Below are 26,530 nucleotides of genomic sequence, written 5' to 3' on the forward strand. Positions count from 1 at the left end.
GATTAGACCTCCATTTCCAGTACATAGCCGATCATTTCAAAACCCAAGGATTCATACAGACTTACAGTACGTTCAGCATGAATGCCGGTGATAGTGCCGATCTGGATGCGGTCAGCCTTATTCATAGCCGCCCATACTTTGAAGGTTTCAAGCAAGTCACTGGCTGCACCTGATTTACGGTATTCCGGCAGGACATAAAGACCTTGCTCATAAGCCAGTTTCTGACCTGTTCGCCAGTCGGTATCTAATGCGCCAATTAATGTGCCGACCGGGTTCTGGTACTCATCTATCACGATCAGGATAGACTCAAGCTCATTAATTAAATGCGTAAATACATTACGCGCCCGCTTTTCATCAAAGCCCTGTTTTTTAAACCGTGGTGATTCACTGGTCAAACGCTTGCCCCAGTCAACAAGCGTGTCTAAATCTTTTAGTGTTGCTGCACGTACAAGCATCTTTATCTCTCATTCATTGATACCAACATAGCTACACTCTGGACGTGGAAAGGTAGCGGTTTGTTGTGTGTTATTTTTAATTCCATTTCGTGCAAGGTTGACCAGCCATTCATGCTGACACTGACCGGCCCTGTATAGGTCAGGTTCTGGAATGCAGACTGGTTAAATGACTTATGCTCAAGTTCGTACTGGTTGCAATAGCCACCAATTGAATTACGCACATACAAAACCGTTTCATGTGCCTGAATCTTATGAAGCATTGCAGTACTTGGCACTTGGCTGTGATCCGGTGGTAAAAACTCAACTTCCATATTGAACGGCTGACCGGCAAACCACGTGCCGGATGCTGGTTGGTTATCATCATAGAAATAGCCATCTGCATTCTGGAATCGGTACTGTGTGCTGTTATGCAGGTTTCTGTTTGCCAATGCGCCGTTATGTGCAATCTCACAATCCATGAATGATGCTTCGTCCAGCTGCTCAAGTACCACGGATGCTTTACGCTGAATCAGCATGAAACACAGGTCATTGCCGGCAGCCTGAGGCAAAGCACAGATTGAGCGTACAGCTCCACCAAAGTCATGCTGTGCCCAAGCATTCATCTCCTGATCACGGTTTAAAGTAATACTGGCCACCTTGCCATCATTGAGCACCATCCAGACCAGGCTGTACGGCGTTTGCTGATAAGTCAGTTCCTTGATACCGCCATGATCTTCTGCAATGTGTGGTGCAATCGCTGACAGCTCCGGACTGACCAGACCGTCTACTTCATAACGATAAGACAAAGCACGTAGACGATTACCACCACGCTGGACAAATAGCAGTTCATTACCCACCAGACACGGACGAACATTGGACTGTGCGCCGTAAGTTGTATGCTGTTCGATCTGGGCAGATGCAGGTGTAAATGCACCGGTTGAACTAATCAGAAACTCAGATCCACCAGTAAGCGCCACCACACCACCACGCTGTGCCAGGTGCAGAATGTTGTCTGCCTGTGCAGAAGATGAAGCCATGCTGAATGCGCTGGCATCGTCCGTTGCTTCCAAGAAGTCACCATCATTCCCGATTGCACTAACCCATAACTGGTTCGGGTTGTTCTTTGTGTTGGCAAAGACCAGGCGCTGCTTAAAGAATGTCACCGTGGATGGGTAGCCAGTCGCTGCTGTAAACGCTGCAGTATTTAAGGTCCATGATTTAGCAATTGCCTGGACTGCTGCATTAAGCTTAACAATGACCTCACCCAACACACCAGTTGGAGAAACATAAGAAGTAATTTTGACTTGACCACCATTAATCGAAATGATTGCCCCCACATGCGCAGGAATGAATACAGATGCATCACCTGCAGTCACAGATTCCCAATCGGTACTATCGACTGCTGGCACCTTACCAGTGCTATCTGCTATTGCACGCCATGTCTGGCCAAGATAAATAACACGCTCACCAATGATGTAGTTTTCTGTTGAACTCCAGTTCGGAAAAGCAGCTGCATTCAATGCAATGGTTTTACCCACCTCAACACCAGTCGGCGTTAATGCCACGTTAGGTGTGGTATTGATTTCATCCACCGGTGCTGTGACAAAGGTAAACGGGGCAAAATCCCAATTATCAAAGTCTTTACTACAGACCAGACGATGCACCGGATGATCGCTCTGGACAAAGAACATGCGATAGCGTGAGTGTGCCACTTGGATCTGTGCAACTTTGGACGCTGTGTTATACGGCGTACTTCCTGTATGGACTACAGATTGCGTTAAAGGGTCATACACCTGCAGGGTATTAATGCCCAAGATCAATAGAAATGGATTGTCTGAGTTCGGTACAAAAGGGATCAGACGCAATGCACCAGCGAAAATACCGCGAAACTTAGTACCTGGTCGTTTCTTTGCTCCACCCTCGACCAATGGAATTGCATTCAATAGTTTTTTAGCGCCGTTGGCATATTGCTGCACATCAGTTCGAGTATGCAGTAACGGTGACAGCTCACCACTGGACAGGTTATTTTTGAGTAGCCATTGCTTCATTAGTAGCGACTCCCGATATAGCGTGATTCCTCATACACGATGTCTTCAGAAGGTCGTTCTTGCGCATTGATCGTACGTGCACGCTTGATCAGATCACGATATTGCGCTTCTGCCGATTGCCCTGCTGCATCACTACCGGTATTTGGTTTGCATAGCTTGGCAGCCATCTTGAGTGACATGGCTTCAACCAGCATTGAATCCCAAGAATCTTCGTTATCGTTGTCAAAAATATATTCAAGATTGATCCGATTGGTATTGGCCAGAATGTAGCGATTCTCGACCTCATATTTTTCTGTATTGGCACTGATGATCCGGATGAAGTCACGTGGCAATGGGAAAGAATGGGTATAGCCAAAGGCCGGATAAGTTGTCACCGGTGCAAGAATGGTACGTTTTTTTGCACACGACCACGGATGATCACGCAGGATAGATTTACGCACTTGGTCATAGATACTGCGGCAGCGTTCAGCACGTGCCGTGTTCTCGTCAAATGATGCAATATTCTGATCACCGATCAGGCTTAAAGCATGGTTGACGATGGATGTTCTGGTTGTAATAGACATAAAAAAAGCCCTCAAGTTTTAATGATCTTGAAGGCTTCTTTGATTAGGTTTGTTGGGTGTTAGGATCAGTCACCCATTGCTTTAAATAGATCCGCGTCATATTCAATACGAACACCTAAAACGTCCGAATAGTTTTGCATGGCTTCTTTTTGTTCTTCTAGAAAGTCCACCTGCTCATCTGTCAGCAACGGCGCTTCATCCGTACCAAGCTTGGCCAGAAATGCTTTTAGAGCATTCAGCTTGGTGTCTAGTTCATGTTTTTCAGATTGCATGCGCTCAATGTGGTTTTTAGGTGCTGGCTTAAATTTGCGTAGAAACTCATCTTCAGGCAACCATTGAACAAAGCCTTCCAGCTCATCTGTATTTTTTTTACCAGCGCGATCTTCAATGATGTAGCCAATATCTTCACCATTCTCACCTTCTGGCAGTTGCCAACCGCGATAATCGTTATATTCCTGTCGAGTCATAGTTGCTGCGTGTACTAGGCTTGTACCAGCGAATGCAACCATGGTTAAGGCTAATAATTTTTTACTCATATTCTTATTCCAATTCTTTCAAGCAATTGCGGCACTCTGGCTTGGCATCAGTTCCAATCTCAGTCGCACCATGAAAACCAAAAAGACACATCAGAAGTTGAATCATTTTGGCTGCTCCTTATAAAAAAGACCCGACACCCCATGCCCAAGATGCCGAGCCAAAGCCCCTTTAATTAAGCCGGTGTGTAGTCAATCGCTACGACTTTCTTCTCATTGGCACGACCAGCACCAAATGAATGAACACCACCAACCTGTTTTACGTTCTTCTTATCCGGACGAGTCGAGATATCGAAGCTAGTAATATCTGCATCACCGAAATGAACGGCAGACTTACAGTACATTGCTAAACGCTTGGTTCCAGCTGTAGCGCCTTGACCTACTTTTTCATAAGCAACCCAAGTCACACCTAACCACTTGTGACCTACTGCACCGTTCTGCAACATCTGAACGTTGACGTGATCCGAGTTGGTCAAAACGGTGTCGTTCAAGAATGCGTTCAGCACGTCTGAGGTGTACGTGATAAAGATTTCTTCACCGTTCTGCTCATCACATTCGTTCGCACGGAATAGTGATTTTGCTTTGGTGATTTGCTGCTTCAGCGTACCGAAAGCCGGTGCGATGATTTGACCTGCTGGCAGATTTACCGTCGAAACAGTTGCTGTACCGGCATCGTCTACTACTTTGCGAGTCACTGGACCAACAAGCGCTGTATAAATAATGTCGTCAATCTTGCGTTCACGTGCGCTGATCAATAACTTCATGTATTTGTCTTGTGGCATTGCCTTCAGCTTAGGCAGGTCACGCGGTTCAATTGGAATGAATAGATCCCAATCAGACATTAATGCGGTACGTACACCTACATCTGGATGAGTCCACTGAGTGTCACCATAGCGAGCACCAGAAGCCTGCATTTCCACAGATCCCATGTCATTGATGGTGAATGACTCACCTTCAATTTTTCCACGGTTCACAACGGTTTTAAGCAGTCGTGATTCGTTTTGCTGTGCCGCAACGTCGTATGTGTCATGGAACTGTTGAACAAACGCCGCTGTGATTTTGTTTTGGTTAGCCATTGGCTAAATCCCCCTTATTGATATTGCTTCGCATAAGCCTGTTCAACCTGTGCATAGACACGTTTATGGTCTGGATGCTTGTCGTTCAAGTAGGCTTCCGACATCATTAATTGTTGAACTGATTCACCAACGTTTTGCTGTGTGTTAGAAGGTGGTAAATCTTCCTGAATATGCTTACCAATAGCGGCCGCTAGCTTTAACGCACCGATTGGCGAGTCTAGATCCGAAGCCTGAAAACCTAATGCTTCAATGGCCTGTTTGGCCAAGTTCACATTTGCGCCAAAGTCATTGCCCCATTCTTCCTGTAAGGCTTCCATTTGAACGGATTGATGCTGTTCATAGGCTTTAACGACTGCTTCAACCTGCTTATTGGTCATGCCTTCATCATGGAATGATTGCAGTACTTCAGCGTTATCCGCTTTAAAAGCATCAAAATCGAAGCCATCAATTTCAACTGAATAAGCATCGGCAGACTCTGGTACCGCTTTTGCTGGATCTGTTTCAGTTGTTTGCGTTTCTTGTTCAGCAGGGTTCTGCTGTGTTGTCTCAGTACCCGGCACCGTTTGCGTTTCTGTTCCTGCAGGTGGTGTTGTAGTGTGAGTTTGTTCAGTTGTTTGAACGTCTGGTGTGTCTGTTGTCTGTTGTTCATTCATTGTTTTGCTCCATGTGTGCTAGTTCTAGGCTCTCGTCATAGCGAGGGTCATTTGCTGTGTTAATTCGGTTGATAATGAAGTCCACGACTTCGGCACGGCCCAAACGGCGGCATGTCTCACGTTCGTTATCCGTGAAAGCATTGCGTTTAAATCGCACGGTGAGTTCTTCTAAAATTCGTTGGCCATTAACGTCCATATCGAAATGCATCTGATAGGTCAGCGCCGTTGGTTTTCGATGTGAACGCCATTTAACGTGGTGGCCAAAGCCTAATTCGTCCTCTTGCTCCTGAATCAGTTCTTTAAATTCCTGATCAGGCTGGGCCTTAAGATCGGCAATATCCTGCTTCAATGCGAAAACCTGCCCTTGTAGTACTTCCGCACGCTCCCATTCATGGTGCTTTTCATTGCGTAAAGTGCTGGATAAGGCTCTTTCCTTAAACAGCTCATTACCTAAGTCTTTCACCTTCTTTTCAGCCGCATAAAGCAAAGCGCAGGCAATCAGCGCAAGAATGGCCATTACTGCAAAACCTAAAATCATTGCATCACCTCACTGACCATTTGTGCTTCCAAGCCTTTACCCATGCCTTGAGTAATGGCACCTGTCATCTGCTGCGCCATAGCTGCCTGTTGCTCCTGTGCTGCTGCCTGCTGTTGTGCCTGTGCTTTCTGCTCACGGTATGATTGAACTTCATCAGTAGTACGCATGATTGAAGTTGGTGCACCTAGACCAGCTGCTAATACTTGCGGCAAGGCATCTGTGTTGATGTTGTCCATAGCCTCTTGGAATTTTTCAGGATCTAAGCTAGCCAACCCGTCCATTGCAGCCATCAGACGCTCAATACTGGCCACTTCCTCAAGCTTCTGAGCACGTGCCAGTGGTGAAATAAACTTGAATGAAAGATTACGGCCCTGTAGATCCTCTGGTGCTTCGCCTAATGCTTCTGCCCGATATGCCAAACCAAAAGCACGATCAAGGATAGGAACAAGTAATTCAGCCTGTGCACGGCCATACAATGGGCCAAGCTGCTGCCGGATCATATCGACACGTGCATAAATCTCTGCGGCCGTAGGTGGTGTGTTGTAGTGCTGCGACATCCCATCAGCCATAAGCTTTCTGCGGATGCTGGACTGAATACGATCTAGCAATGGATCTGCGACCTGAAAGCCCCGACCACTATCCAGACGTTTCATTGCATCTACTTTTCCTGCAGTAACGATTTTTCCGCCACCGATACGTACAGTACGTGGGTTTAAAACGCCGTCATCCTCAGCAATCCAGAAACCGAGTACATCGATCTCAGCACTGCGTAAGGTGTCACGCATCAAAGCATTGGCTGATTTAGCATCTGGTAACGCCGTAGACATAATGCCGATTCCGTACACGCTGCCCGGGATCTTTCTAAAACGTGGTACCGCACATGGGAACTCGTTATAACCAGATTCCTTTAGGATATTTTTTCCATCCACTTCCACGTGATATGAAGCAAACGGCATATTCTTTGGCAGCAATACACGGTTGGTCATTGATGCTTTGACCTTGCGTGGTTCGATCACATGCACAACCTTGAAACGATCATCTGGACGTGTCAGGTAAGTGTTACGTACTGCATCACTTACTTTGTGTTCACCAAACTCACTGACCAGCTGTGCAGCGGTTTTGGTGTACTCGCGATAAATCGTATCTACTTGCCCATCTGGACGTGTAGAAGCAATAAAGCACTCCCCAATTGGCCAACACTGATAAGTGAAGCCACCGCCTTTTTCACGGTCAATGTCTTGATAGACCACACCCCAACCAGCAACGGCGAAATCAATGATCATGTCGTAGATTTCACTGTCAAAGTTTGCGCCGTGGATATTGCGAAATAAGAATTGTGCGACCTGTTCAAGCCAGTGTTCACCTGGTGTGAGTTCGGCTTGATCGTCCATACCATCAGGCACAGCTTTAAACCAGATCGCGTTTGCAGGTGTGGTACCTGCAATCAGGTTAGATACAAAGATCAGGATTGATTCGGCAGCAGTAGAATCCAGCAAATCAGCACGCTGTTTCTCTCTGGTGCCCTCGGAACCTGAACTACCACTAAAACACTGTTGGCGCTCAGGTGCTCCGTACTTATAGCATTCAGTCCAGTGCGCTTCATATTTGGCACGTTCTGCCCGAAGTTCACCTAACCGTTTGCAAATTTGACTTGCTCGATCACTCATGCCTTACCCGCCTAGTGTTGATTTCTTATTGCTATCACCAGCACTCAGAACTTCCGATGCTCGACGCTTTTTCATCGCAGCCTGTGCATTGTCCTGTTTTGATTGCTTAGCCTCTGGTGAGTTTTCAGCAGCTTGATCTTTGGAGTAGTTCTGAAGGTTTTTACCAAAGTCCTTGATGCCACCGCCAAATAAGCCTCTTAACTTTCCGCCACACATATCAGCCCCCTAAGGTATTTTTCTTCTCGTCCTGAGAAGACCCAGAAGAAAGCACTTCAGATGCCTTACGCTTTTTGCGCTGTGCCACCTGCTCGTTTTCTGCTGTCTGTGCCTCTGCTCGGGCTTTGGCTTCCGCTGCCTGAGCGTCATAACCCTTAGATGCAGCCTTGGTATCAGTCAGGCCAATGGCATCCGTTACGGTGCTAATGGCCTTACCTACGAATCCACCGCACATAGTTAGTACTCCTCGGTGATCCAACCGTTAGGGCCTACAACTTGGCGCGTGCGCTTTGCTGTTGGGTCGGTAGATGCATTGGATGTAGGTGCATGATGTGTAGCTGGTTGAGCTGCTTCACCTTTGGTTTTTCGCCATTGAAGGAATTCTTCATATTCCTTTTTGGCTGCCAGTTCTTCCGCAGTTGGTTCAACTGGTGTACCTAGTGAACTGGTTTCATTAGTAGACTGGTCTTGTGATTCAGCGCCTTGACCTGTGATGTGCTCTAACGCTGCATCGGCCTGTTCTGCTGTGCTGACTGGTTCAGGTGCCTTCTCTGGTGCACCTGGTGTATTTACTTTGCGAGCTGCCATAAAAAAACCCTATTCAGTGGTTGATTGAATAGGGTTACTGTGTGGGTATGGGTGTTGGGATTTGTTGTGTATCGAAGCTATATTATTTTTTTCTAAACTTGAATTTTTTTTGATAGATAGAATAGGGAATCAAAGTATTAACGATATTAACGCCTTTTATTTGAATTACATTAATTTCACCGTCCACATGCTCTACAAACTTACTTTCATGTGCATGATGCCGATACAGATTCTCAAACCGCTTAAACTTAAGACAACAATCAAAAAATTCATCAATTGATTTTTTAAAGTCCTTAATCTCAACACAATCATCAATGTATAAACTACTTCTGACTACAGACTCATAAAGTCTATTAAAATCGCCAAAGTTTTTGGATCTTTCTGAATCAAAACTTTTTTTTCGTATTAAGCTAATCACTTTGATAATTTCTAAAATATCCTGAATATTCTGTTTCGCTTCATTCGCAATAACTTCAGCACCTTTCTGATTTTTCCATTGAAAATAAACATAAATAGCTGTAAATGATGCTATTAGTGCGGCCGCAATAGTTGCTACTGCCCCCCAATCAACAACACATAAATCCATATAAACAACCCTCTAATGTTCTAATTAATCAGTCATTGTACTAACTTAACCTAAACTTATTAAAAAAATTACTATTCTTCGGCCCGACATACTGAACCCATCCCCATACATCACGCCAGTAAAACCAATCGCCGTTGGATTCCTTCCACGGCGTGCCGTCATTCTCAATGTGGGTGTAGTCAGGTGGCATGATCAACCACCTATAAACTTGCTGATTGGCTCTTTGAACCAATACGCCAAAATTAAAATCGTTCCACAGATATAAAAAACCGTATCACTCACAACCCTAACTCCCGATCCAACTCATCAATGACCTGATCACACAGGCCGCCGTCTTCAAAAATATCCATCTGGCCAATCTTATATTTGTATGTCATCCATTCACCTTCCAGTGGGTAGCGCACAATGCCTGTCTCTGTTTGCCATAGCAAAATGAATGCATGGCCGTTGTCATAATTTGGAACGCCACCACGCGCCCATTCTGAAACTGTAGAAGCACCAGACACCGGCAGAACGTCTGCAATCTTTTCGTGTGTCCAGCCGCATTTGCCTAAGTCCAGGATCATGCGGTTGAAGTCTGGACGCTTGTAATTTCGAAGTTTTAACTTGAACTCTTTGACCTTCTTTCTGGTATGCAGATTGATAAAACGCGCGCGCGCGCGAGGAGAGTTCGTATATACCCCCTCTCCACACTCTCCACCGACCAGTTGCAGCCCCATAGAACTTCCCATAGCAACCCCTATATTCACTTTAAATTTCCATCACTTTTATTTTGAGTAATCCGCCTTTTACAACATTGCCCCGGCGTACTATCAGCTCATCAAACTGTTCGTCATCTACACAAAACTCACACTTCACCAGGCTATCAATCGTTGCTTTCAAGTAATTATCGATATCCCGTCTTAACCGATTCGGAAAATGAAACGTCACCTCCAGTTTTAACCGTGCTGCTGTTCTGGTTGGCGGTACCAACATGCTGACCAGATCATGAAAATCTCTTGCCTCATCACTCAACTTGAAACCGCGTCCAGATTTCTTCCAGTAGTGGTTTACCGATGGAGGGATAGCCGGCAAATTAAAATCTAAAATGACTTTTTCACCCCCTACGCTATTTCGCTCTAGTTTCTCGTCTACGGCGTTTTGTTCTGCTTCATGTGTCTTTGCTTCAATTTTGTTTTTAAATTGCACTGACGCGCATTCCTTGCGAAATTTGTGCTTGTTCAAGTGAACTTCTAACTGTTTTTCGCTCATGCGTATCGTCATGCAGTTGCCCCAAATAAATCAGGTTGAGCAGCAGCTGGATTCATCCATAAGCATTCAATTCGGGTATCTGTACCGCGACCAGATGAAATACGAGCTTTAATTTCTACCTTTTTCCAACCCTTCAGCAGATCTTCATACAAATCGGATTGATATCCAGAAAGCATGACCATTCCTTCCAGATTGATCAGTGTGTTTAAAAGCTCTAGGTGATCTTTATCATCCATCTCGTGACGATAAACGCGGCCAGTCTTAGCACCTTCATAGCGAGTATCGTGAACATACGGCGGATCTACATAATGCAAAGTGGTAGGAGCATCATGATCTTTAAGCACCTGGATTGCTGGACGGTTCTCGATCAAAACTCCACTTAATCTCTGGCCAATCTGGCTTAGATGTTCTGGATATGTGGTCCATAGTGATTGAGCTGTGCCGTACTGGCGCTTGGTATCAATACGAAATCCTGTAATACCCTTGGTTGCACCAGCCGATCCAAAGCCCATCTGAGCACGGATGATCGTACGGCGTGCACGTTCTACTGAATCCTCAGTACCAAACCAAGAGTTTTCAAATTCTTCACGGCTGTAAGGCGTTAAGATTAATTGCTCAATGAGCTGTTCTCTCGAGCTAGAATTTCGAAGTATCTTAAAAAGATTTACGATGTCACCATCAAGGTCGTTATAGACCTCAGCGTATGCTCGTGGCTTCTGCAGAAGAACTCCAGCTGCTCCCCCGAACACTTCTGTGTAGCAAGTGTGATTTGGCATTTGAGAAATAATCCAATGAGCAATACGGAACTTTCCGCCGTGATACCGGATTAACGGGTGGTTTAGTTTCACGCTACTCTCCCCGTACGCTTAATCGTTCCTTTGACCATGGCTGCCAATTCAGGTGGGCATGGCACGCCTTTACGATTCTTTTCGTCATGCTCAATCGCTACTGGCTTCACTGGTGGTACATACATCACTTGAACGCGTCCGGATTTCTTGGCTTTGTCCAGGTAATCGCTGTAAATATCTCTGAATGCAAAGTGAGCTGCTTTCTGCCCTTCGGTTTTGAGTATGTGGCGTACTTCATCCAGTGCACGTTTGGCCAAGGTCGTAATCTTATTGGTCGGATCTGCTTCAAAATTTAAAGCTTTGGCCCATGCCTGTTCAGCTGTCCACCAGTCGCCGTCATGCACACACCAAGAACGAAACTCTGGAAGTGATGGACACCATTTTTCAGAATTCATACGCTCTAAACCACGGCGTAACTCTGCAGGTTTCAAACCGTTCAAAACTGTGCAAACAGTGAATTGCAGCTCTGCTGGATTGATATTTCCGTATTTCTTATCGAACATTTCACCGTACAGCGCTTGCATACGACCTAAGACCTGATCTGCAATCTCAGGTGGGAAATCAACAACGAATGCGTCCTGGAATAACTGAATATTGCTCATGATTCACCTCGTGGAATTACACCTTGGCCATAGCGATGGCGTTTTGGTTGTTCAGCCTTAGGTTGTTTTGCTGCCTGTGGTTTGTCAGATCCGATCTTGTTCAACCAATCTAACCAAGTAACCATCCAAGCCTGTGAACGACGTGCAGGTTTACCACCTGACCAACGAGCAAGTCGGTTGATTTCATGAAGAAGGGTTTTTTCTTCCAGTTTTGGAAAGCTGACTTTTGCTTGAGAAATAAAATCATTCTTAATGTGATATTTCCCTGCCAGTTCTTCGAGGGTGTACAGCTTTAGATCGTCAGAGTGGTAATCAATAAAATTTAAAGCACCGCGATCCTGAGGAACAAAATCAGCCGGCGCTTTATTCTTATTATTTTCTAAAGATTCTATAGGAGTATCTATTGTGTGTTTACTAGGTACACTAGTTACTGGTGTACTAGGTGAACCAGTCTGGTTTCCTAAGTGAACTGGTGTACTAGGTAAACTAGTTTCGTTAGTAAACCGATCTTTCAGAGAAATCTCATTCAATCGATAGGACTTCATGCCCTGTTTCCCGTCAGCTAAAACAGTGATAACGCCTAGCTTTATAAGCTCCTTTAAGCCAGTCGATACAGTTCTTCTACTCAATTGGCGCGCACCAGGAAGATCTCCACCCTGTAACTGCGAGTAGCTAACAAAATCAGACTCCTTGTTATGTCCGTTAATACGGTTTTCCAGCTCCGCATAAACGTTACGTGCAGCATCACTAATGAATGGCCACACTTCTTTTCGATACAAGCGGCTAGACATCACATAGCCTTGATCAAACTTATCGCTATACATGTTTTTCCCAGCCCCTTGTGCTGGTTGTGAAGGCTTCTTAAACGGAATTACTTGTGCAGTATTCATGGCTTCACAACCTCCCCGATACGTGTTAAATTCAACATTTGTTGCATGCCTCATTTACTTTCTGAGTGAATGGCAAAGATGCTCATCTGTTCCCGCAGATGGGCATTTTTTGTGCCGGTAGGTTTTATCAATGGTTCAGGTGTTAATTCAAAAATAGGCGTGTCTACGGTATCTGTGGTCAGACGCATAAGAGATGCGAGATTATTTAAACGTTCCCGAACTTCAGAAATATTCGATATGCCCAAACTTCTTATATGCTCAGACAGAGTTTTGTTTTCAGATCTAGCAATTGCTTCCAAGTCACGTTTTTCTTCATACGTGCATTTGAAAGTGATGCTTTCAGTAAGTTTCTCAGACATAGAAAACTACCTCACGCAAAAATGTCAGGGCGTAATTCTTCTAAAAGAACTTTTTGTTCACTTTTTTCATGAATTGTTTTTGCCAGTTTTGCGGAAACACTACCTCCGTATGCGATCTGGCTTAAGTTGCCAAGTGTTGTGCCGCATTTTTTGGCGAAATCTTTACGATCTTTGTCAGAGGAATAGTCTTTTAAGTGGACCAGTAAGCTGTGAACTTTCTCTTTTTGTGGCTTTTGATTCGATATGGATTTAGTACGCATTGCTTTATCTCTAAATTAAAACATCTTTAATTTAGTATTTTACTAAACTATTTGCAAGCCAAAGTTTAGTTTTTCACACATTCCCTTTTTTAGTTTTTTACTAGATCATCAAATTTATGGATATTTCAGAAATCAGAAAGACTAACCTTTTAAAGCTAATTCAAGAAAAAGCTTCAGGTTCGCAAAAAGACTTTGCTCATACTGTAGGTACAGCACCTGCATATTTAAGTCAGATCATTAATGGAACAGTCGGCAAAAATGGTAAGCCTGCTACTGTAGGTACTGCTTTAGCTCGAAAAATTGAAAAGGCTTATGATCTAGAACATGGTTGGATGGATAGAATTCATTGTAATGATGAGCATAAAAAAGCAGTCAATGCGCATTTAAATGATCTTTTTATTACAAAAAATATTCTTGAAGGAAGGAGAACAAAGAATATTGATTTAACTAAAAATCCATTTTCAGAAACCCTTTTGGTTCCCACCATATCTTGGGGTCTAGCCAGAGAATGGGTTAATCAAAACACCTCGCTCAAAGATGAATACATTTATGAATGGCTTCCAGCAAATCGAAAGTGTGGTGACAATGGGTATGTCTTATATGTTCAAGGTCCTTCAATGGCTCCAAAATTCGAGCCAGGTGACAGGATATATGTGAACCCTGATTTCAAAAATGAAGATTTAAAAACTAACGATCTGGTAATCGTTGTATGTGCTAACGATTTAGACGCATCTTTTAAAAAACTAATCATTGAAGGAAAAGATCGCTATCTTCAAGTTATAAATCCAAACTGGCCGGATCAAATAACTAAACTCACCGATGACTGTAAAATTGTAGGAAAAGTAGTAGCCTTATACAGGGAAATATAATGAAAAAATTATTCTTGTTAGTAGCTTTGTTGATTAGTGCTTTTTCTCATGCAGAAACTGAATTTGACCGCGCCCTTATTAAGGAAGGCATTGTTGATGCGCAATACCGCGTAATTAACGACAAAGCTTTAGATGAAGTTCTTCGTGGAGTAACAAATAAAGTTGCACATATGTTTCCTTCTAGAATAGATGCTTACACCACTATCTTTTCTGTGAATATAAATAGATTCGGGATTTATACAAACTATCAACTTGATGAAGTTGAAACTAAAAAAGATGCTGAATATATTTTATATAATTTTGGCCTAGCTCAAGATTATAAGAATTATTTGTGTTCATCGGAGTTTGCAGGTAGTGAAACTTTTAGGAAATTAAATGCAAAATTCCATCTCAACTTCCTAAATAGTGAAAGAAGCGTAATCTATACTTTAAAAATACCAATGTCATCCTGCAAATAAGAATATATTTTTCATGAGCCTGCTGTAAAAAGCAGGTTTTTTTATGTCTTTAAAAAACAATTATTTAGTATAAAACTAAAGTTTTTTTCTATTTCTATTTTAAATTAGTATTGTACTAAATTTAGTATTTTGCTAAATTGTTTCTCGTACCCAATAAAAAGCCCGCGATGGACTGGAAATCTAGCGGGCTTGCATTAAAGCGAGATAAGTATGAATCAATATCCATCCCATAGCAATATGCCGACTTTCGTGAAAAACGAAAGCAATACAAAGCCTGTGCTGTATCAGCACCCTACCGCTAAAGAAATGCGCACCTCACGCTGGGCAAAAATTAAAGCCGACATTCGTGACTTCCTTATTTTCATTGTTATCGCTATCGCATGCTGGATGCTTATTAGTGTCCTGCTTACTGCGGCGTTTGGAGGGTAATCAAGTGAATGCCTTCATTAATCCTACCCGGATTATTCCGATCCGCGCTTCATCGTTAGGTGATCTGTTTGATTGCCCTGCACGTTGGGAAGCAAAGAATCTTTTAAACAAACGCAATCCAGCTGGTGCACGCACTCGCTTGGGTACCGCAATTCACGAAGCTGTAACTCAGTGGGATCACCTAAACCTGATTGGTGAAGAAGTTAGCCTGGAAGAATGCGAAGAAATTTTGCATCACCAGATCTGGCAACCCAATGAAGAAGTCGACTGGTCGGATCTGGATCAAAACTCTGCTGAGTCAATTGGCCAGTCATTGATGCACAAGTACATCACCCACATTGCACCTACTCAGAAATTTATCGGTGTGGAAGTACGTTGTGAATCATTAATCCTTGCAGATCTAGGCATTGAACTTACTGGCACCATCGACCGCATTTATGAAAATGAAGATGGTGAATTAGGTATCTCTGATATCAAAACCGGTAAGGCTGCTGTAGCTAATGACGGCGTAGTAAAAACCGTTGGCCATGCACCACAAATGGGAATTTATACCGTACTTGCTGCACATGCTCTACAGGAACCAGTAACTGCCCCTGCCCGTATTTATGGCCTGACTACTGGCAAAACAGATAAAGGTCAGCACGTGGGTATCGGTGAAATTGAATCACCTGCAGAAGTACTGCTGGGTACTGAAGAAGATCCAGGACTACTGCACCATGCGGCCAAAATTATTAAACACGGTACGTTTTACGGCAACTCTAAATCAATGCTCTGCAATGAAAAGTTCTGCCCTGCGTACGCTACCTGCAAATTTCGTAAGTAATTAATTTTTAAAATATAAGGAATAACACAATGACTTCTCAAGTAATGACAACTGAACAACTTCGCGCTCAACGTAAACCTGAAAATGTTGAAGCAAACTTTAATACATATCGTGGCTTCCAGGCTATGCATCACATGGCTGAAAGCTTGGCCAATAGTACGATCATTCCTGAAGCGTTCCGCAACACAATCATGGTTAAAGATCGCTACGACCAGCAGGCTAAAAAATGGTTATTCCGTCCTGAAGCAAACCCAAACGGCGTATCTAACTGCATTATTGCCTTGAATATGGCTCAGCGCTTAGGTGCAGATCCAATGATGATCATGCAAAACCTTTACCTGGTAGACGGTCGTCCAAGCTGGTCAAGCCAATTTATTATTGCTGCAATCAATAGTAGTGGTCGTTATAGCCCTTTACGCTTTGATATCACTGGCGGTGATGAAGAAGTAGAAATTCCATATGCTGTGACTGAATGGGTTTATAACCAGGCTACTAAGAAAAAAGAACCAGTCGAATCAAATCAAACTGCTCGCGTTAAGAATTATAAGTGTGTGGCTTGGGTTGTAGAAAAAGCGACTGGTGAACGTCTGGAATCAACTCCTATCACCATGGAAATGGCTGTAAAAGAAGGTTGGTATCAAAAGAACGGTAGTAAATGGCAATCAATGCCTGAACAGATGCTTCGCTATCGTGCTGCTTCATTCTTTGGCCGTATCTATGCACCAGATCTGCTTATGGGTCTACGTACTCAAGAAGAAGAAATTGAGTCGATCATCGATATTACACCTGAGCCAACACAACAAGAAACGCCACAAACTTTGGACAGCATTAAGCAAAACGTTGTGAAAGAGGTTGCTGCAGAAGAAAAGCCAGCTGTGAATGAAAAAAAGTCTAAAGAAGTAAAGGCCCACTATCTAGCAACTTTTAAATGTGCATCAGCTGTAAAAGGTATCGAACATGCTCTTAAAAAAGCGCTATTAGATCCTGAATTAACTGATGCTCATAAAAAGGAATTGGAGTTAGGGGCGCAAAAAGAAATTACTGCTATTGAAAAGCATCTTGCTGATAGTGCCATGGCTAAAGAACAGGCTGAAAATGACGGCATAAGCGTAGATGAATTAAAGCGCTTACAGCAAGAAGCTGAAGCACTGGTACAGCAAAAGAAACAACCTGGATCTAGTGAGCTTAGACGTGCTTATGCCAAAGCTTTAAATACGGCGAAGTCACTGGCTGATGTACTGGATATCGAAGAACAGATCGAAAATGACGGTGCATTAAATCAGGGTGATGCAAAGTATTTAACAGACAACATTGAAGAAGTGCGCGCCAAGTTTGAAACGTCACGAGTGCCCGCTGTAGACCCGATCAAAAGTGGATCAGTTAAAAACGGTCTTACCCTCCTGATCTCTGATGCCAAGAACGGTGAAGACATTCGACAAGTTGCACAGCAAATGAATGCAGCTAAGCCGAATTTGACCAATGAGCATCAACAGGAATTACTGCAAGCCTACGCGCAGAAAAAGAAATTGATCGAAGATCAGTTCGATATGTTCCAAAGCAACTAACACGGATCTGGCCACACCTTCGGGTGTGGTCTGAAAGGAAATAAATATGAAAGTAATTCCATTCAGTTTAGTGACACCGTTTAAAAACTGGTTGGTTAGAAATGGATACCGTGGCGTTAGCAAAGGCGACCATTTAACAGCCTGGAAGATGAAGCACAAACAGATTGAGATCATCGGCCTGAAGATGAATAAACCATGTCAGCCGGTATTTAAAGCGTTCCTGACTCAGTATCTGGAACACGGAAAAGAATTTTTAGAGGAATTGGCGTGATGGATATTAAAAATACAATTATTAGTGCAGAAGTTGTTATCGAATCACTAATCACTTTACTCAAAAATGAAGGTGTAGATATATCTTCCATCCAGTTCAGTATTGGTAGCAAAGAAAAAGGCACTGAAAGCGACGATATGAGCTTTGAAAGCTTAATCCACCTAACTTTAAGCTGGCTGAATGAAGCCAAAAATCAAGCGGTGCCGAAATGGATTTCTGTTGAGGATAGCTTGCCGCCAGTAGATGAAACTGTTTTGGTTTGCTGGGATTACGCTGCCGATATAGATCCAGAAAAAGAATATTTAACACTTGATGAGGATTACAACGAATATTGGCCTAACTGCCAAGACGAACCGCCTACTCATTGGCTGCCACTTCCGAAAGTGATCAAAGCACAGGAGTCAGCCAATGAACTTTGATGATGCTCAATTCCTCTGGTGCACCAACTGGTGCAAAGCACAAGGTTTAAGTCCATACGATGCAGCGAATTGGGCGAATGCAAAAGCGGAATACTTGAAGGTTTTAAAGGAGGTGTCTTGATGGTTTTATATATCTCAACGCCTGAGTTACTGAAGCGTTATGGGGTAACAAAAGGCACTTTGATCAACTGGCGCAATAAAAAGGATTTTCCTGAACCAGTGATCAAAGCACATGGGCGCTCAAGCAGCCGCTATGGCATTAAAGCCGTGGATGCCTGGGAAAGAGACAACGGATTGCTTGAATCACTTGAAATACAGCCTTTGATATCAAAGCGCTCGTAATTGTCCAATATGGCGCAGAGCTTGAAAAACCACTTTTCATACGCCTGCGCCTGATCATCTAAATACTCGTGTAAATCATAAGTTCCCCACACCGCAGGTAAACCATGGCCAAGCATAATTTCACAAATATGCGGTGGTGCCAGTTCTGATATATGCGTTCTCATGGTTCTGCGTAAATCATGCGTGGTCCAGTGCTGGATCTCCCCCCCAAAACGTTTACGCACATTCTCATTCACATATATAGGTATAGTGGTCTGAAAGCTTTTGGCCAGCATGGTATAGGCTTTACCCTTCAAGTTCGGGAAAGCATATTCACAGCTATCTGGTGAGAGTGAAAAGACATACTTAATAAATGGCACAATTTGCGGAATGATTGGCCGGATAATCGGCTTATGGGTGCGATCCCCCATCTTGTGATTCTCTGGTGGTACATGCCAGATCATTTCCTGAAAATCAAAATCAGACTTCTTGGCCAACCTTAATTCTGAAACACGACAACCAAAGAACAGCAGCATGATAATAATGGCTTTGTTTTTTGGTGATATGGCATTCGATCGCAGTGAAGCATGCACCACCCAGAATATTTCCTGTTCTGAAAGATAACGCGACCGTTTGACTTTCTTTACGTTTAGATCTGCTGCTCTCAAGTGCTGAATAGGCTGATGCTGTAGTTTTCCGTGAATGCATCCCCAGCGCATGATCATTCTTAAATTGCCCAGCACCTTGATCGATACGGTTCTAGCATCTGCAGCAATATCAAAAAGCAATTGTGACCATTCTTGCAGCGACACATCATCACAGATCCTTCTACCTATACGTGGGTAAACGTGCAACTCAAAGGCTCGATAATCATCCTTATATGAGACTTTATGAATGGCCACCGTATTAAACCAAAGATCACAAATGTCTTTGACTGTGAGCTGTTTCAGATAGTCGCTTTCCCCTTTCAGTTTGAGCTGCATCGGATCCTTGCCCTGGTCTAACTCAGCTTTATATTTATGCACCTGTATCCGGGCATCTTTTAAACTGAGTAAGGGATAAGTACCTAAGTCCAGTCTTTTCGCCTTACCGCCAAAACGATAGCGATATTGAAAGACGATTTTGCCTTTAGGTGTAATTCGAACTGACAGGCCATCACGATCCGTCACCACCTCAACTTTTTCACGCGGTTTCCCATTGTTGGATTTGAGCCAACTATCACTTAAAGCCATTTAAATTTTCCAGTCCAAATGTTCTATACTCTGTACATATTCAGGCAGAGCGAAATTATGTACACACATATGTACATATTTTTTCTTGAAAGGTAAATGACTTTGTTGAACTTTGAAATTATTTGATTGTCGTTAAAGAACGCGAAAATTGAGTAATTCTATTGAATCTAAAGCTTTTCTATATGCTTTGTTGAACTTTGAAAAACTTTGGAGAATCTTGAATGCAAAAGCCGACTATAATTTTCGATATGGATGGTACTTTACTTGACCTTGCCTACGATGATTTTATCTGGAACGAGTTATTGCCTGTACGTTATGCAGCAACTCATGGCTGTAGCCTGGAACAAAGCCAAGCGATACTCTTTGCATTTTATCAGCAACATAATCACACTTTAAACTGGTACTCCTCGCGCTTCTGGACGGCGAAAGTCGGAGTTGATGTTTTGGCCATGCAAATTGAACATAAAGATAAAGTCGCTTTACGCCCTCACTGTCTTGAATTACTGGATTATCTCAAAAATAACGGCTATCCCATCTGGCTGGCCACCAACGCTGACTGTGCCGGTCTAGCTTTCAAACTGGATCACTTGAATTTAAGAGATTATTTTGATGTGATTGTCAGCTCAGAAACGATTGGGCATGCCAAAGAATTTGTCGAATTCTGGCAAGGCCTGAATGCACTGCATCCATTTGATCCTACACATGCTTATTTTATTGATGATACTGAAAAAGTCCTGAATGGCGCCAAAACCTATGGCATTCAAAATCTGTTGAGCATCCAGCAACCCTCTTCAGCCAAAGTCGCACGCGAGACTTGCAATTACCCGATGCTGCACCAATTAACAGATTTAATCACATATTTAAATCAGGCTGAGGTAGAAATAAAATATGCGTAAATCGTCTTTACCCGAAGATGCGGTAGGCATGCGTATAGACAAATGGCTATGGGCAGCACGGTTTTTCAAAACCCGTTCGATTGCCAAACATGCGATTGAAGGCGGTAAAGTTCATCACAATGGTGAACGTGTCAAGGTATCACGCGAAGTCCGCGTCGGTATGGAACTGACGATTCAGCAAGGTATCGACAAAAAAACCGTGCTGGTTAAGGAACTTTCTGATGTTCGTGGCCCTGCACCGGTGGCACAAAAACTGTATGAAGAAACCGAAGTCAGTATTGCACGTCGGGAATTGATTACATCACAAAGAAAGTTGCATAATCTAGCTCGTCCCGACCATCGTCCAAGCAAGAAAGATCGTCGTGACATCAGTAAATTTAAAAATGAAAATAGTCAGAATTTTGATGAGTCATGGTCCTATAATGACGATTAAATTTAAGCGTCAGAATATGTCGTACATGCGCTGACTTTTATAGAACACTAGGGAAAATTCTGTCACTATACACCTGTGGAACAAAGCTCTAATTTAAGACATCCACTTGAGTACTAACTTAGTGACATCGTATTGAGGTTGTAAGATGGATGAGAATAAAAACAAGGCGCTCAATGCTGCCTTAAGCCAGATTGAAAAACAGTTTGGTAAAAATACAGTTATGCGTCTTGGTGACAATACCGTTCAGGCAGTTGAAGCTGTGTCTACAGGTTCTTTAACGCTGGATATCGCGCTCGGTATTGGTGGTTTACCTAAAGGTCGTATCGTCGAGATCTATGGTCCTGAATCTTCAGGTAAAACCACAATGACTCTGCAAGCAATTGCAGAGTGTCAAAAAGCAGGCGGTACATGTGCATTCATCGATGCAGAACACGCACTTGATCCTCAATATGCACGCAAACTGGGTGTAGATATCGACAACCTGCTGGTATCGCAACCCGATCACGGTGAACAGGCACTTGAAATCGCAGACATGCTGGTGCGTTCTGGCGCGATCGACATGATCGTTGTCGATTCCGTGGCTGCCTTGACTCCGCGCGCTGAAATTGAAGGTGAAATGGGTGACTCGCATATGGGTCTGCAAGCCCGCTTGATGAGCCAGGCACTGCGTAAAATTACCGGTAATGCCAAACGCTCAAACTGCATGGTGATCTTCATTAACCAGATTCGTATGAAGATTGGTGTCATGTTCGGTAGCCCTGAAACCACAACTGGTGGTAACGCACTGAAGTTCTATGCATCTGTACGTCTGGATATTCGTCGTATTGGACAAGTGAAAGAAGGTGACGAGATTGTTGGGTCTGAAACCAAAGTCAAAGTCGTGAAAAACAAAATGGCGCCTCCGTTCAAGGAAGCACTATTCCAGATTCTTTACGGTAAAGGTGTTAACCATCTAGGTGAATTGATCGACCTTGCTGTACAGCAAGAAATCGTGCAGAAAGCCGGTGCGTGGTATTCATATCAAGGCGAAAAAATTGGCCAAGGTAAGAACAACACCATCCGTTATCTGGAAGAGCATAAAGAAATGGCTCAGACGATTGAAAAACTGATTCGCGACCAGCTTCTGACTAAAGCAGTGGTTGTTGAAGAAGACAATAGCAAGGAAGAGCCCGACTTTTTAGATGCGTGATATTATTAGATGCATCATCTATAAACGTCAAGACACAGCGCCCTACGGGGCGTTTTGTTATTATATATGGAATGTAAAATCCGAGAGAATCATGTCAGACGCGAAATTTAGCAAACTGCTCGATTATGAAACTTTAAAACAGCAGTTTGGCGATACTGAAGATCATACTCGACCTGCAAAAACAGCGCTGCAAGACACTCCTGAATTTGATCCCGAGGAACGCCTGTTTTCTTCATCATCAGCCAAAGATGAAAAAAAACCAGGACTGACTGGCTCACGTTTACGTTCTTATGCTTTTGCGGTACTGACGCGCAAGGAATATTCCAAAGCTGAACTGATAGAGAAACTCGCCCTCTATGCAGAGCATCGTGATGAAGTTATTAATCTGGTTGAAGAGCTGTCCCGTGAGAACTATCAAAGTGATCAGCGCGTAGCGGAAACCATGTTGTCGAGTCAAAAGCGTAAAGGCAAAGGCCCCAATCAAATTAAAATGAAACTCAAGAGTAAAAAGATTGATGCCGCGCTTATTTCGGAAGAACTCAAGGAAACCGACTGGGTACAGCAGGCCTACGAGCTAAAAGTAAAAAAATATGGAATAGAAGTCACTAAAGATCCTAAGCTCAAAGCCAAACAGATCCGTTTCCTGATGTATCGTGGTTTTGAAATGGATGCGATTATCAAGGCAATTAACCGTAAAGCAGAAGATTAACTCTTATCTTTTTTTTGAAAGCCTTAATGAATTAAATATTTAATCCCATATAGTTGAGAAAATAAAGTAAAGCACAATATAAACTAATAATGATTTAATCATTAAACTAATAAGATAATGCTGTGTGAGGATATTGAAAAAGGAATGATATGTGAAAATATAAAACTGCGAAGTTGCATTGTTATTATAATAAGAATATGGTGGCAACCCTACCAGCAAAGCTCCGGCACATCATAGTTCTACTACCGTTGCTACCTTCCGGTCCTGGCGGGGTTCATAGAGTACAATTGCGAAGTAACCAGCAGGGCTACCATTACAAAAACAGAGTATAGAGATTTTTAATCAAGTTGCAAGCCTTGTTTCTTAAAATACCCCTTTCAGCTATCCGTTTGATTATTTTAAAAACAATATCGATATTTCTGCAGCTTTGGGAGCAATCTTCACAATCAATCCATCAATACTCAGATTCACATGATCTTTGTAAAACCTTGTTGCATTTTCTAAAAATGCCGTTTTTAATGTGTGCAACGTATATCAATGATCTATCTTGAAAAGATGAGTAGCGGATCCGCATCTCACAAAGAATTATGGAAATTTTATGATGCTTAAAAAGACCGTATTGTGTGCAGTGACAGCACTCTTTACCATTCCTCTATTTGCCAATATTCCTATTGAATCGCGTGGCTTGAGTCAAACCAGCAACCAGACTGCAGTCAATACCCCAGCCGCAATCCCTGCTGGCGCAGCTCCAGCCGTTCAAACCAATACCAGCTGGCAAATCATGCAAAAGAACCAGCAGCTCGAGAATGATCTGCGGATTTTGCGCGGTAAAATAGAGGAACAGGAAAATGAGATTGCGCAGCTTAAAAATGAACTGAACAATCGTTATGCCGATCTCGATCAGCGCCTAGAACTGTTACAGCAAAAAATTGAACCTGCTGAAGACAATCCAACGGAGGAAAACCCACAGGATACTGCACCCAGCCTAAGCGCAAATAAGGTCAATACAGCAAGCAGCGGACAGCAACCTGCTGAGCTGGAAAAAGCAGCTTATACCGTGGCTTTAGATGCTTATAAAAATGGCGGTGCAGCCAAAGCCATTGCACCCATGCAAAACTTTATTAAAAACAATCCGAATAGCGTTTATATCAGCAATGCTTATTTCTGGTTAGCAGAATTCAATCTGGCGATCGACCCGCCAAAATTTGCTGAAGCGAAACGAAATTATCTGATTGTAGTGGACCGCTATCCAAATTCGGCAAAAGCCTCTACTGCCCTGTATCAGCTTTATAACATCAGCAAAGATGTCGAAAAGAATGCTACGCTTGCATCGCAATATAAAACAAAGTTATTGAAGAATTATCCGAAAGCAGAGGAAATAAAATTTCTTAAGTAAAATAGAAAGTTCTAAAACAAAAAAGACACCATGAAGGTGTCTTTTTTTAATTCTGTCATTTAGCGCACGATGCCACGCTTAGACTGCTCAAGTGAATCAATCAGACGTTGTGCTTCAGGAACTTCTGGAAGAATTTCGCCACGGATTTTCTCAACCGCTTCCTGAGTGGTTAATCCCGATTTATAAATCAGCTTAAAGGATTCACGCAAACCGTTAATGGTATCTTTCGACCAGCCTTTACGACGCATACCTTCGACATTCATGGCAAATGCATGCGCCGGATTGCCTGAAACCATGACATAAGCCGGGACATCTTTTAGAATTAATGATGCACCCCCAATCATGCTATAAGAGTCAATCTTGCAGAACTGATGGATTCCAGAGTTACCGCCAATGACGACGTAATCACCTATATGCACATGACCAGCCACACCGACATTGTTGGCGAAAATATTATAATCACCGACCATACAGTCATGAGCAATATGCGTATTCACCATGAGCAGATTATGACTGCCAATCTTGGTTATACCTTGATCCTGGACCGTACCACGATGCAGACTGCAATGCTCGCGAATCTTGTTATGATCACCAATTTCCAGCCAGGTTTCTTCACCTGCGTATTTTAGATCCTGACAAACTTCGCCCACACTGGCAAACTGGAAAATTTCGTTATATTCACCTATACGCGTATAGCCTCCCACCACGACATGTGAATGAAGTTTGCTACCCGCCCCAATAGTGACATTTGGCCCAACAATACAATAAGGACCAATTTCTACACCGGCAGCAATGACTGCTGATGAATCAATAATGGCAGTTGGATGAATCAGGGGATTATTGCTCATGCCTGCTCGACTTTCTGATGCGAAACCATAATTTCCGCGGTTGTTGCGACGACGCCATCTACTGTGGCAGTACAATTATATTTGTAAATGCCGCGTTTATGCATCACTAATTCAGATTTTAAAACCAATTGGTCACCTGCAACCACCTGTTTTTTAAATCTAACCCTCTCCGCACCCGCAAACAGGAACAATGAACCCTCGCTTGGAACTTCATTATTCATCACAAAGCCCAAGATTCCAGAAATTTGAGCCAATGCCTCTACAATCAGCACACCCGGCATGATGGGATAATTCGGGAAATGGCCTTGCAGAAACTCTTCATTAATTGAGACATTCTTATAACCAACAATGCCATTTTCGGTAATCTCAACAACGCGATCAACCAGTAAAAATGGATAACGATGGGGCAAATATTCACGAATCTTTTGAATATTCATTGGCAATTCAGGCTTCGTGAATGTAGGCAAATTCGACTCTATCATCATAATTATTTACGCAACTTAAATGTTGATTCAATGGACTCAATTTGAGATTGCATATGATCTAATCGTTTTACCAATTGGGTCAATGGCACATCTGCTAATTGTCTTAAACGAACCACCGTGCGTTTCCATTGCTGATTTGGCAGCAATCCCATACCTGAAGAATATGTACCAGCTTCAGTAATGTTATTTGTCACCATTGACATTCCAGTTAATGTCACATTATCGACTATATCTAGATGTCCTGATACACCACAAGCACCTGCCAGAATACAGTTTTTGCCAATTGTGGTACTACCTGCAATACCGCATTTAGCCGCAATAGCGGTATTAGCACCAATCTTGACGTTATGGGCGATTTGCACAAGATTATCAATAATGACACCTTGTTCCAAAATCGTGTCATCCAAGGCACCGCGATCGATACTACAGTTTGAACCAATCCGGACATCATCGGCAATGCGCACCGAACCCAACTGGGCAATACGATGCCATTTACCTTGATAAGGAGCAAAACCAAAACCTTCACTGCCAATCACGCTATTGGCATGAATGCGAACACGATTTCCGATTTTGGTTTCACCGGTCAATGTGACATGTGCATCAATAAAACAGTCATTACCAATTTCAACCTGATTATCTATTTGGACATGCGACTGAATAATCGTGTTTTCACCCACTACGCAGTTCTCGCCAATTACTACATAATGTCCAATATAGGCACTGTCAGCAATGATGGCAGATGGATGAATTTGTGCAGTACTCTCAATGCCCCGATTCGTATTCTTTTTCTCAAAAACGTGAGTCAGAATAGCAAAAGCCAGGTAAGGATTGGCCACTATAATAAAGTTGTGCTGGGACCTTAGCTGCTCTTTTAATTCAGCAGTTACAATCAAAGCGCCCGCCTGACTCTGAGCAGCCTGTTCCAGATATTTATCTGCATTAACAAATGCCAGGTCTTGAGAAGTTGCCTTTTCAAGACTTGCCAGACCTCTCAAACACAAATCTGCCTGACCTACGTACTCGCCTTGTACAAGACGAGCGAGATCAGCTAACTGAAGTTTTTGATGATTCATTG

36 protein-coding genes and 1 other RNA gene are annotated in these 26,530 nt (G+C 43.1%); 13 read left to right on the forward strand and 24 right to left on the reverse strand.

The annotated features are described in order from the left end of the window. Positions 1–2 precede the first annotated feature (2 nt). The 19 genes from VXQ11_RS03600 to VXQ11_RS03690 form a co-directional block, all read right to left on the reverse strand. Positions 3–455: a GNAT family N-acetyltransferase gene (locus VXQ11_RS03600; protein ID WP_416705442.1), complete on the reverse strand. Its 453-nt coding sequence runs from the start codon at positions 453–455 to the stop codon at positions 3–5. A gap of 2 nt (positions 456–457) precedes the next feature. Further along, the gene (locus VXQ11_RS03605) at positions 458–2,482 is read right to left on the reverse strand and encodes a carbohydrate-binding protein (protein ID WP_416705443.1); all 2,025 of its coding nucleotides are present in this window, start codon (positions 2,480–2,482) and stop codon (positions 458–460) included. Beyond that, positions 2,482–3,045, reverse strand: coding sequence for a hypothetical protein (locus VXQ11_RS03610; protein ID WP_416705444.1), 564 nt, complete (start codon positions 3,043–3,045; stop codon positions 2,482–2,484). The genes VXQ11_RS03605 and VXQ11_RS03610 overlap by 1 nt, the downstream gene beginning before the upstream one ends. A 65-nt stretch (positions 3,046–3,110) precedes the next feature. Next, a complete protein-coding gene (locus VXQ11_RS03615) occupies positions 3,111–3,581 on the reverse strand; it encodes a crAss001_48 related protein (RefSeq protein WP_416705445.1) in 471 nt (156 codons plus the stop codon). Between the two features lie 173 nt (positions 3,582–3,754). Beyond that, on the reverse strand, positions 3,755–4,654 hold the full coding sequence (locus VXQ11_RS03620) for a phage capsid protein (protein WP_005266543.1): 900 nt from the start codon (positions 4,652–4,654) through the stop codon (positions 3,755–3,757). A 14-nt stretch (positions 4,655–4,668) separates the two neighbouring features. After that, positions 4,669–5,307 carry a hypothetical protein gene (locus VXQ11_RS03625; RefSeq protein WP_416705446.1) on the reverse strand — a complete coding sequence of 213 codons (639 nt, stop codon included), beginning with the start codon at positions 5,305–5,307 and terminating at the stop codon, positions 4,669–4,671. Next, positions 5,300–5,770 (reverse strand): hypothetical protein, encoded by a 471-nt coding sequence (locus VXQ11_RS03630; RefSeq protein ID WP_416705447.1) that lies wholly within the window; start codon positions 5,768–5,770, stop codon positions 5,300–5,302. The genes VXQ11_RS03625 and VXQ11_RS03630 overlap by 8 nt, the downstream gene beginning before the upstream one ends. Positions 5,771–5,841: 71 nt before the next feature. Then, a complete protein-coding gene (locus VXQ11_RS03635; RefSeq protein ID WP_416705448.1) occupies positions 5,842–7,512 on the reverse strand; it encodes a portal protein in 1,671 nt (556 codons plus the stop codon). A gap of 3 nt (positions 7,513–7,515) precedes the next feature. After that, entirely contained in the window at positions 7,516–7,728 is a 213-nt protein-coding gene (locus VXQ11_RS03640; protein ID WP_416705449.1) for a hypothetical protein, read from the reverse strand. A 1-nt stretch (position 7,729) separates the two neighbouring features. Continuing rightward, positions 7,730–7,963, reverse strand: coding sequence for a hypothetical protein (locus VXQ11_RS03645; RefSeq protein WP_159515833.1), 234 nt, complete (start codon positions 7,961–7,963; stop codon positions 7,730–7,732). A gap of 2 nt (positions 7,964–7,965) precedes the next feature. Continuing rightward, on the reverse strand, positions 7,966–8,316 hold the full coding sequence (locus tag VXQ11_RS03650; protein ID WP_416705450.1) for a hypothetical protein: 351 nt from the start codon (positions 8,314–8,316) through the stop codon (positions 7,966–7,968). 82 nt (positions 8,317–8,398) lie between these two features. Then, positions 8,399–8,902 carry a hypothetical protein gene (locus tag VXQ11_RS03655; protein WP_416705451.1) on the reverse strand — a complete coding sequence of 168 codons (504 nt, stop codon included), beginning with the start codon at positions 8,900–8,902 and terminating at the stop codon, positions 8,399–8,401. A 278-nt stretch (positions 8,903–9,180) separates the two neighbouring features. Continuing rightward, entirely contained in the window at positions 9,181–9,633 is a 453-nt protein-coding gene (locus tag VXQ11_RS03660) for a hypothetical protein (RefSeq protein WP_416705452.1), read from the reverse strand. A gap of 19 nt (positions 9,634–9,652) precedes the next feature. Continuing rightward, positions 9,653–10,165, reverse strand: a complete 513-nt coding sequence (locus VXQ11_RS03665; RefSeq protein ID WP_416705453.1) for a RusA family crossover junction endodeoxyribonuclease — start codon at positions 10,163–10,165, stop codon at positions 9,653–9,655. Next, complete coding sequence (locus VXQ11_RS03670; RefSeq protein WP_416705454.1) at positions 10,162–11,001, reverse strand: DNA adenine methylase; 840 nt, start codon at positions 10,999–11,001, stop codon at positions 10,162–10,164. The genes VXQ11_RS03665 and VXQ11_RS03670 overlap by 4 nt, the downstream gene beginning before the upstream one ends. Further along, on the reverse strand, positions 10,998–11,603 hold the full coding sequence (locus VXQ11_RS03675) for a restriction endonuclease (RefSeq protein WP_416705455.1): 606 nt from the start codon (positions 11,601–11,603) through the stop codon (positions 10,998–11,000). Before VXQ11_RS03675 ends, VXQ11_RS03670 begins: the two co-directional genes overlap by 4 nt. Continuing rightward, the gene (locus tag VXQ11_RS03680; RefSeq protein WP_416705456.1) at positions 11,600–12,493 is read right to left on the reverse strand and encodes a hypothetical protein; all 894 of its coding nucleotides are present in this window, start codon (positions 12,491–12,493) and stop codon (positions 11,600–11,602) included. The genes VXQ11_RS03675 and VXQ11_RS03680 overlap by 4 nt, the downstream gene beginning before the upstream one ends. 50 nt (positions 12,494–12,543) lie before the next feature. Beyond that, positions 12,544–12,852, reverse strand: coding sequence for a hypothetical protein (locus VXQ11_RS03685; RefSeq protein ID WP_409665397.1), 309 nt, complete (start codon positions 12,850–12,852; stop codon positions 12,544–12,546). A gap of 11 nt (positions 12,853–12,863) precedes the next feature. After that, entirely contained in the window at positions 12,864–13,112 is a 249-nt protein-coding gene (locus tag VXQ11_RS03690; RefSeq protein WP_416705457.1) for a hypothetical protein, read from the reverse strand. Between the two features lie 116 nt (positions 13,113–13,228). Here VXQ11_RS03690 and VXQ11_RS03695 point away from each other — a divergent pair, with 116 nt between their 5' ends. The 8 genes from VXQ11_RS03695 (at position 13,229) to VXQ11_RS03730 (ending at position 18,288) form a co-directional block, all read left to right on the forward strand. Continuing rightward, positions 13,229–13,981 (forward strand): S24 family peptidase, encoded by a 753-nt coding sequence (locus tag VXQ11_RS03695; RefSeq protein ID WP_416705458.1) that lies wholly within the window; start codon positions 13,229–13,231, stop codon positions 13,979–13,981. Further along, entirely contained in the window at positions 13,981–14,439 is a 459-nt protein-coding gene (locus tag VXQ11_RS03700; protein ID WP_416705459.1) for a hypothetical protein, read from the forward strand. Before VXQ11_RS03695 ends, VXQ11_RS03700 begins: the two co-directional genes overlap by 1 nt. A 210-nt stretch (positions 14,440–14,649) precedes the next feature. Beyond that, complete coding sequence (locus VXQ11_RS03705) at positions 14,650–14,868, forward strand: hypothetical protein (RefSeq protein ID WP_416705460.1); 219 nt, start codon at positions 14,650–14,652, stop codon at positions 14,866–14,868. 4 nt (positions 14,869–14,872) lie between these two features. After that, positions 14,873–15,691 (forward strand): PD-(D/E)XK nuclease family protein, encoded by an 819-nt coding sequence (locus VXQ11_RS03710; protein ID WP_416705461.1) that lies wholly within the window; start codon positions 14,873–14,875, stop codon positions 15,689–15,691. Between the two features lie 29 nt (positions 15,692–15,720). After that, positions 15,721–17,256 (forward strand): recombinase RecT, encoded by a 1,536-nt coding sequence (locus VXQ11_RS03715; RefSeq protein ID WP_416705462.1) that lies wholly within the window; start codon positions 15,721–15,723, stop codon positions 17,254–17,256. A 46-nt stretch (positions 17,257–17,302) separates the two neighbouring features. Then, on the forward strand, positions 17,303–17,527 hold the full coding sequence (locus VXQ11_RS03720) for a hypothetical protein (protein WP_416705463.1): 225 nt from the start codon (positions 17,303–17,305) through the stop codon (positions 17,525–17,527). Continuing rightward, positions 17,527–17,946 carry a DUF551 domain-containing protein gene (locus tag VXQ11_RS03725; RefSeq protein ID WP_416705464.1) on the forward strand — a complete coding sequence of 140 codons (420 nt, stop codon included), beginning with the start codon at positions 17,527–17,529 and terminating at the stop codon, positions 17,944–17,946. Before VXQ11_RS03720 ends, VXQ11_RS03725 begins: the two co-directional genes overlap by 1 nt. Before the next feature lie 120 nt (positions 17,947–18,066). Beyond that, positions 18,067–18,288 carry a hypothetical protein gene (locus VXQ11_RS03730; RefSeq protein ID WP_005251506.1) on the forward strand — a complete coding sequence of 74 codons (222 nt, stop codon included), beginning with the start codon at positions 18,067–18,069 and terminating at the stop codon, positions 18,286–18,288. Here VXQ11_RS03730 and VXQ11_RS03735 read toward each other — a convergent pair. Then, entirely contained in the window at positions 18,198–19,499 is a 1,302-nt protein-coding gene (locus tag VXQ11_RS03735; RefSeq protein WP_416705465.1) for a tyrosine-type recombinase/integrase, read from the reverse strand. The two genes, VXQ11_RS03730 and VXQ11_RS03735, sit on opposite strands and share 91 nt — an antisense overlap. A 221-nt stretch (positions 19,500–19,720) precedes the next feature. Between VXQ11_RS03735 and VXQ11_RS03740 the strand changes: the two genes are divergently transcribed. The 4 genes from VXQ11_RS03740 (at position 19,721) to VXQ11_RS03755 (ending at position 22,726) form a co-directional block, all read left to right on the forward strand. Beyond that, positions 19,721–20,395 (forward strand): HAD-IA family hydrolase, encoded by a 675-nt coding sequence (locus VXQ11_RS03740; RefSeq protein WP_416705466.1) that lies wholly within the window; start codon positions 19,721–19,723, stop codon positions 20,393–20,395. Then, entirely contained in the window at positions 20,388–20,828 is a 441-nt protein-coding gene (locus tag VXQ11_RS03745) for an RNA-binding S4 domain-containing protein (protein ID WP_144723958.1), read from the forward strand. The genes VXQ11_RS03740 and VXQ11_RS03745 overlap by 8 nt, the downstream gene beginning before the upstream one ends. A gap of 145 nt (positions 20,829–20,973) precedes the next feature. Then, positions 20,974–22,017: a recombinase RecA gene (gene recA / locus VXQ11_RS03750; RefSeq protein WP_416681074.1), complete on the forward strand. Its 1,044-nt coding sequence runs from the start codon at positions 20,974–20,976 to the stop codon at positions 22,015–22,017. 91 nt (positions 22,018–22,108) lie between these two features. Continuing rightward, positions 22,109–22,726 carry a regulatory protein RecX gene (locus VXQ11_RS03755; RefSeq protein WP_416705467.1) on the forward strand — a complete coding sequence of 206 codons (618 nt, stop codon included), beginning with the start codon at positions 22,109–22,111 and terminating at the stop codon, positions 22,724–22,726. A 207-nt stretch (positions 22,727–22,933) separates the two neighbouring features. Here the strand turns inward: VXQ11_RS03755 and ffs are convergent. Beyond that, positions 22,934–23,030: signal recognition particle sRNA small type (ffs, locus tag VXQ11_RS03760), an RNA gene on the reverse strand. 294 nt (positions 23,031–23,324) lie between these two features. Between ffs and VXQ11_RS03765 the strand changes: the two genes are divergently transcribed. Continuing rightward, a complete protein-coding gene (locus VXQ11_RS03765; protein ID WP_064096009.1) occupies positions 23,325–24,122 on the forward strand; it encodes a YbgF trimerization domain-containing protein in 798 nt (265 codons plus the stop codon). Between the two features lie 59 nt (positions 24,123–24,181). On the opposite strand, the gene lpxA is transcribed toward VXQ11_RS03765, so the two are convergent. The 3 genes from lpxA to lpxD are packed head-to-tail and all read right to left on the reverse strand — an operon-like array spanning position 24,182 to position 26,528. Then, complete coding sequence (gene lpxA / locus VXQ11_RS03770; RefSeq protein ID WP_064096008.1) at positions 24,182–24,970, reverse strand: acyl-ACP--UDP-N-acetylglucosamine O-acyltransferase; 789 nt, start codon at positions 24,968–24,970, stop codon at positions 24,182–24,184. Beyond that, a complete protein-coding gene (fabZ, locus tag VXQ11_RS03775) occupies positions 24,967–25,452 on the reverse strand; it encodes a 3-hydroxyacyl-ACP dehydratase FabZ (protein WP_171254947.1) in 486 nt (161 codons plus the stop codon). The genes lpxA and fabZ overlap by 4 nt, the downstream gene beginning before the upstream one ends. Before the next feature lie 5 nt (positions 25,453–25,457). Then, the gene (lpxD, locus tag VXQ11_RS03780; RefSeq protein ID WP_416705468.1) at positions 25,458–26,528 is read right to left on the reverse strand and encodes a UDP-3-O-(3-hydroxymyristoyl)glucosamine N-acyltransferase; all 1,071 of its coding nucleotides are present in this window, start codon (positions 26,526–26,528) and stop codon (positions 25,458–25,460) included. Between the last annotated feature and the right edge of the window lie 2 nt (positions 26,529–26,530).

The sequence above is a fragment of the Acinetobacter sp. 197 genome (assembly GCF_048148385.1).
GTDB classification, from domain to species: Bacteria; Pseudomonadota; Gammaproteobacteria; order Pseudomonadales; family Moraxellaceae; genus Acinetobacter; species Acinetobacter pecorum.

Coding starts and splice junctions, on each gene's coding strand:
- VXQ11_RS03655 (WP_416705451.1), bottom strand. CDS start 8,902: ATGGATTTATGTGTTGTTGATTGGGGGGCAGTAGCAACTATTGCGGCC.
- recA (WP_416681074.1), top strand. CDS start 20,974: ATGGATGAGAATAAAAACAAGGCGCTCAATGCTGCCTTAAGCCAGATT.
- VXQ11_RS03690 (WP_416705457.1), bottom strand. CDS start 13,112: ATGCGTACTAAATCCATATCGAATCAAAAGCCACAAAAAGAGAAAGTT.
- lpxA (WP_064096008.1), bottom strand. CDS start 24,970: ATGAGCAATAATCCCCTGATTCATCCAACTGCCATTATTGATTCATCA.
- VXQ11_RS03730 (WP_005251506.1), top strand. CDS start 18,067: ATGGTTTTATATATCTCAACGCCTGAGTTACTGAAGCGTTATGGGGTA.
- VXQ11_RS03675 (WP_416705455.1), bottom strand. CDS start 11,603: ATGAGCAATATTCAGTTATTCCAGGACGCATTCGTTGTTGATTTCCCA.
- VXQ11_RS03660 (WP_416705452.1), bottom strand. CDS start 9,633: ATGGGAAGTTCTATGGGGCTGCAACTGGTCGGTGGAGAGTGTGGAGAG.
- VXQ11_RS03725 (WP_416705464.1), top strand. CDS start 17,527: ATGGATATTAAAAATACAATTATTAGTGCAGAAGTTGTTATCGAATCA.
- VXQ11_RS03635 (WP_416705448.1), bottom strand. CDS start 7,512: ATGAGTGATCGAGCAAGTCAAATTTGCAAACGGTTAGGTGAACTTCGG.
- VXQ11_RS03755 (WP_416705467.1), top strand. CDS start 22,109: ATGTCAGACGCGAAATTTAGCAAACTGCTCGATTATGAAACTTTAAAA.
- VXQ11_RS03695 (WP_416705458.1), top strand. CDS start 13,229: ATGGATATTTCAGAAATCAGAAAGACTAACCTTTTAAAGCTAATTCAA.
- VXQ11_RS03740 (WP_416705466.1), top strand. CDS start 19,721: ATGCAAAAGCCGACTATAATTTTCGATATGGATGGTACTTTACTTGAC.
- VXQ11_RS03600 (WP_416705442.1), bottom strand. CDS start 455: ATGCTTGTACGTGCAGCAACACTAAAAGATTTAGACACGCTTGTTGAC.
- VXQ11_RS03645 (WP_159515833.1), bottom strand. CDS start 7,963: ATGTGCGGTGGATTCGTAGGTAAGGCCATTAGCACCGTAACGGATGCC.
- VXQ11_RS03720 (WP_416705463.1), top strand. CDS start 17,303: ATGAAAGTAATTCCATTCAGTTTAGTGACACCGTTTAAAAACTGGTTG.
- VXQ11_RS03685 (WP_409665397.1), bottom strand. CDS start 12,852: ATGTCTGAGAAACTTACTGAAAGCATCACTTTCAAATGCACGTATGAA.
- fabZ (WP_171254947.1), bottom strand. CDS start 25,452: ATGATAGAGTCGAATTTGCCTACATTCACGAAGCCTGAATTGCCAATG.
- VXQ11_RS03605 (WP_416705443.1), bottom strand. CDS start 2,482: ATGAAGCAATGGCTACTCAAAAATAACCTGTCCAGTGGTGAGCTGTCA.
- VXQ11_RS03640 (WP_416705449.1), bottom strand. CDS start 7,728: ATGTGTGGCGGAAAGTTAAGAGGCTTATTTGGCGGTGGCATCAAGGAC.
- VXQ11_RS03680 (WP_416705456.1), bottom strand. CDS start 12,493: ATGAATACTGCACAAGTAATTCCGTTTAAGAAGCCTTCACAACCAGCA.
- VXQ11_RS03610 (WP_416705444.1), bottom strand. CDS start 3,045: ATGTCTATTACAACCAGAACATCCATCGTCAACCATGCTTTAAGCCTG.
- VXQ11_RS03665 (WP_416705453.1), bottom strand. CDS start 10,165: ATGACGATACGCATGAGCGAAAAACAGTTAGAAGTTCACTTGAACAAG.
- VXQ11_RS03745 (WP_144723958.1), top strand. CDS start 20,388: ATGCGTAAATCGTCTTTACCCGAAGATGCGGTAGGCATGCGTATAGAC.
- VXQ11_RS03735 (WP_416705465.1), bottom strand. CDS start 19,499: ATGGCTTTAAGTGATAGTTGGCTCAAATCCAACAATGGGAAACCGCGT.
- lpxD (WP_416705468.1), bottom strand. CDS start 26,528: ATGAATCATCAAAAACTTCAGTTAGCTGATCTCGCTCGTCTTGTACAA.
- VXQ11_RS03620 (WP_005266543.1), bottom strand. CDS start 4,654: ATGGCTAACCAAAACAAAATCACAGCGGCGTTTGTTCAACAGTTCCAT.
- VXQ11_RS03715 (WP_416705462.1), top strand. CDS start 15,721: ATGACTTCTCAAGTAATGACAACTGAACAACTTCGCGCTCAACGTAAA.
- VXQ11_RS03650 (WP_416705450.1), bottom strand. CDS start 8,316: ATGGCAGCTCGCAAAGTAAATACACCAGGTGCACCAGAGAAGGCACCT.
- VXQ11_RS03625 (WP_416705446.1), bottom strand. CDS start 5,307: ATGAATGAACAACAGACAACAGACACACCAGACGTTCAAACAACTGAA.
- VXQ11_RS03615 (WP_416705445.1), bottom strand. CDS start 3,581: ATGAGTAAAAAATTATTAGCCTTAACCATGGTTGCATTCGCTGGTACA.
- VXQ11_RS03765 (WP_064096009.1), top strand. CDS start 23,325: ATGATGCTTAAAAAGACCGTATTGTGTGCAGTGACAGCACTCTTTACC.
- VXQ11_RS03705 (WP_416705460.1), top strand. CDS start 14,650: ATGAATCAATATCCATCCCATAGCAATATGCCGACTTTCGTGAAAAAC.
- VXQ11_RS03700 (WP_416705459.1), top strand. CDS start 13,981: ATGAAAAAATTATTCTTGTTAGTAGCTTTGTTGATTAGTGCTTTTTCT.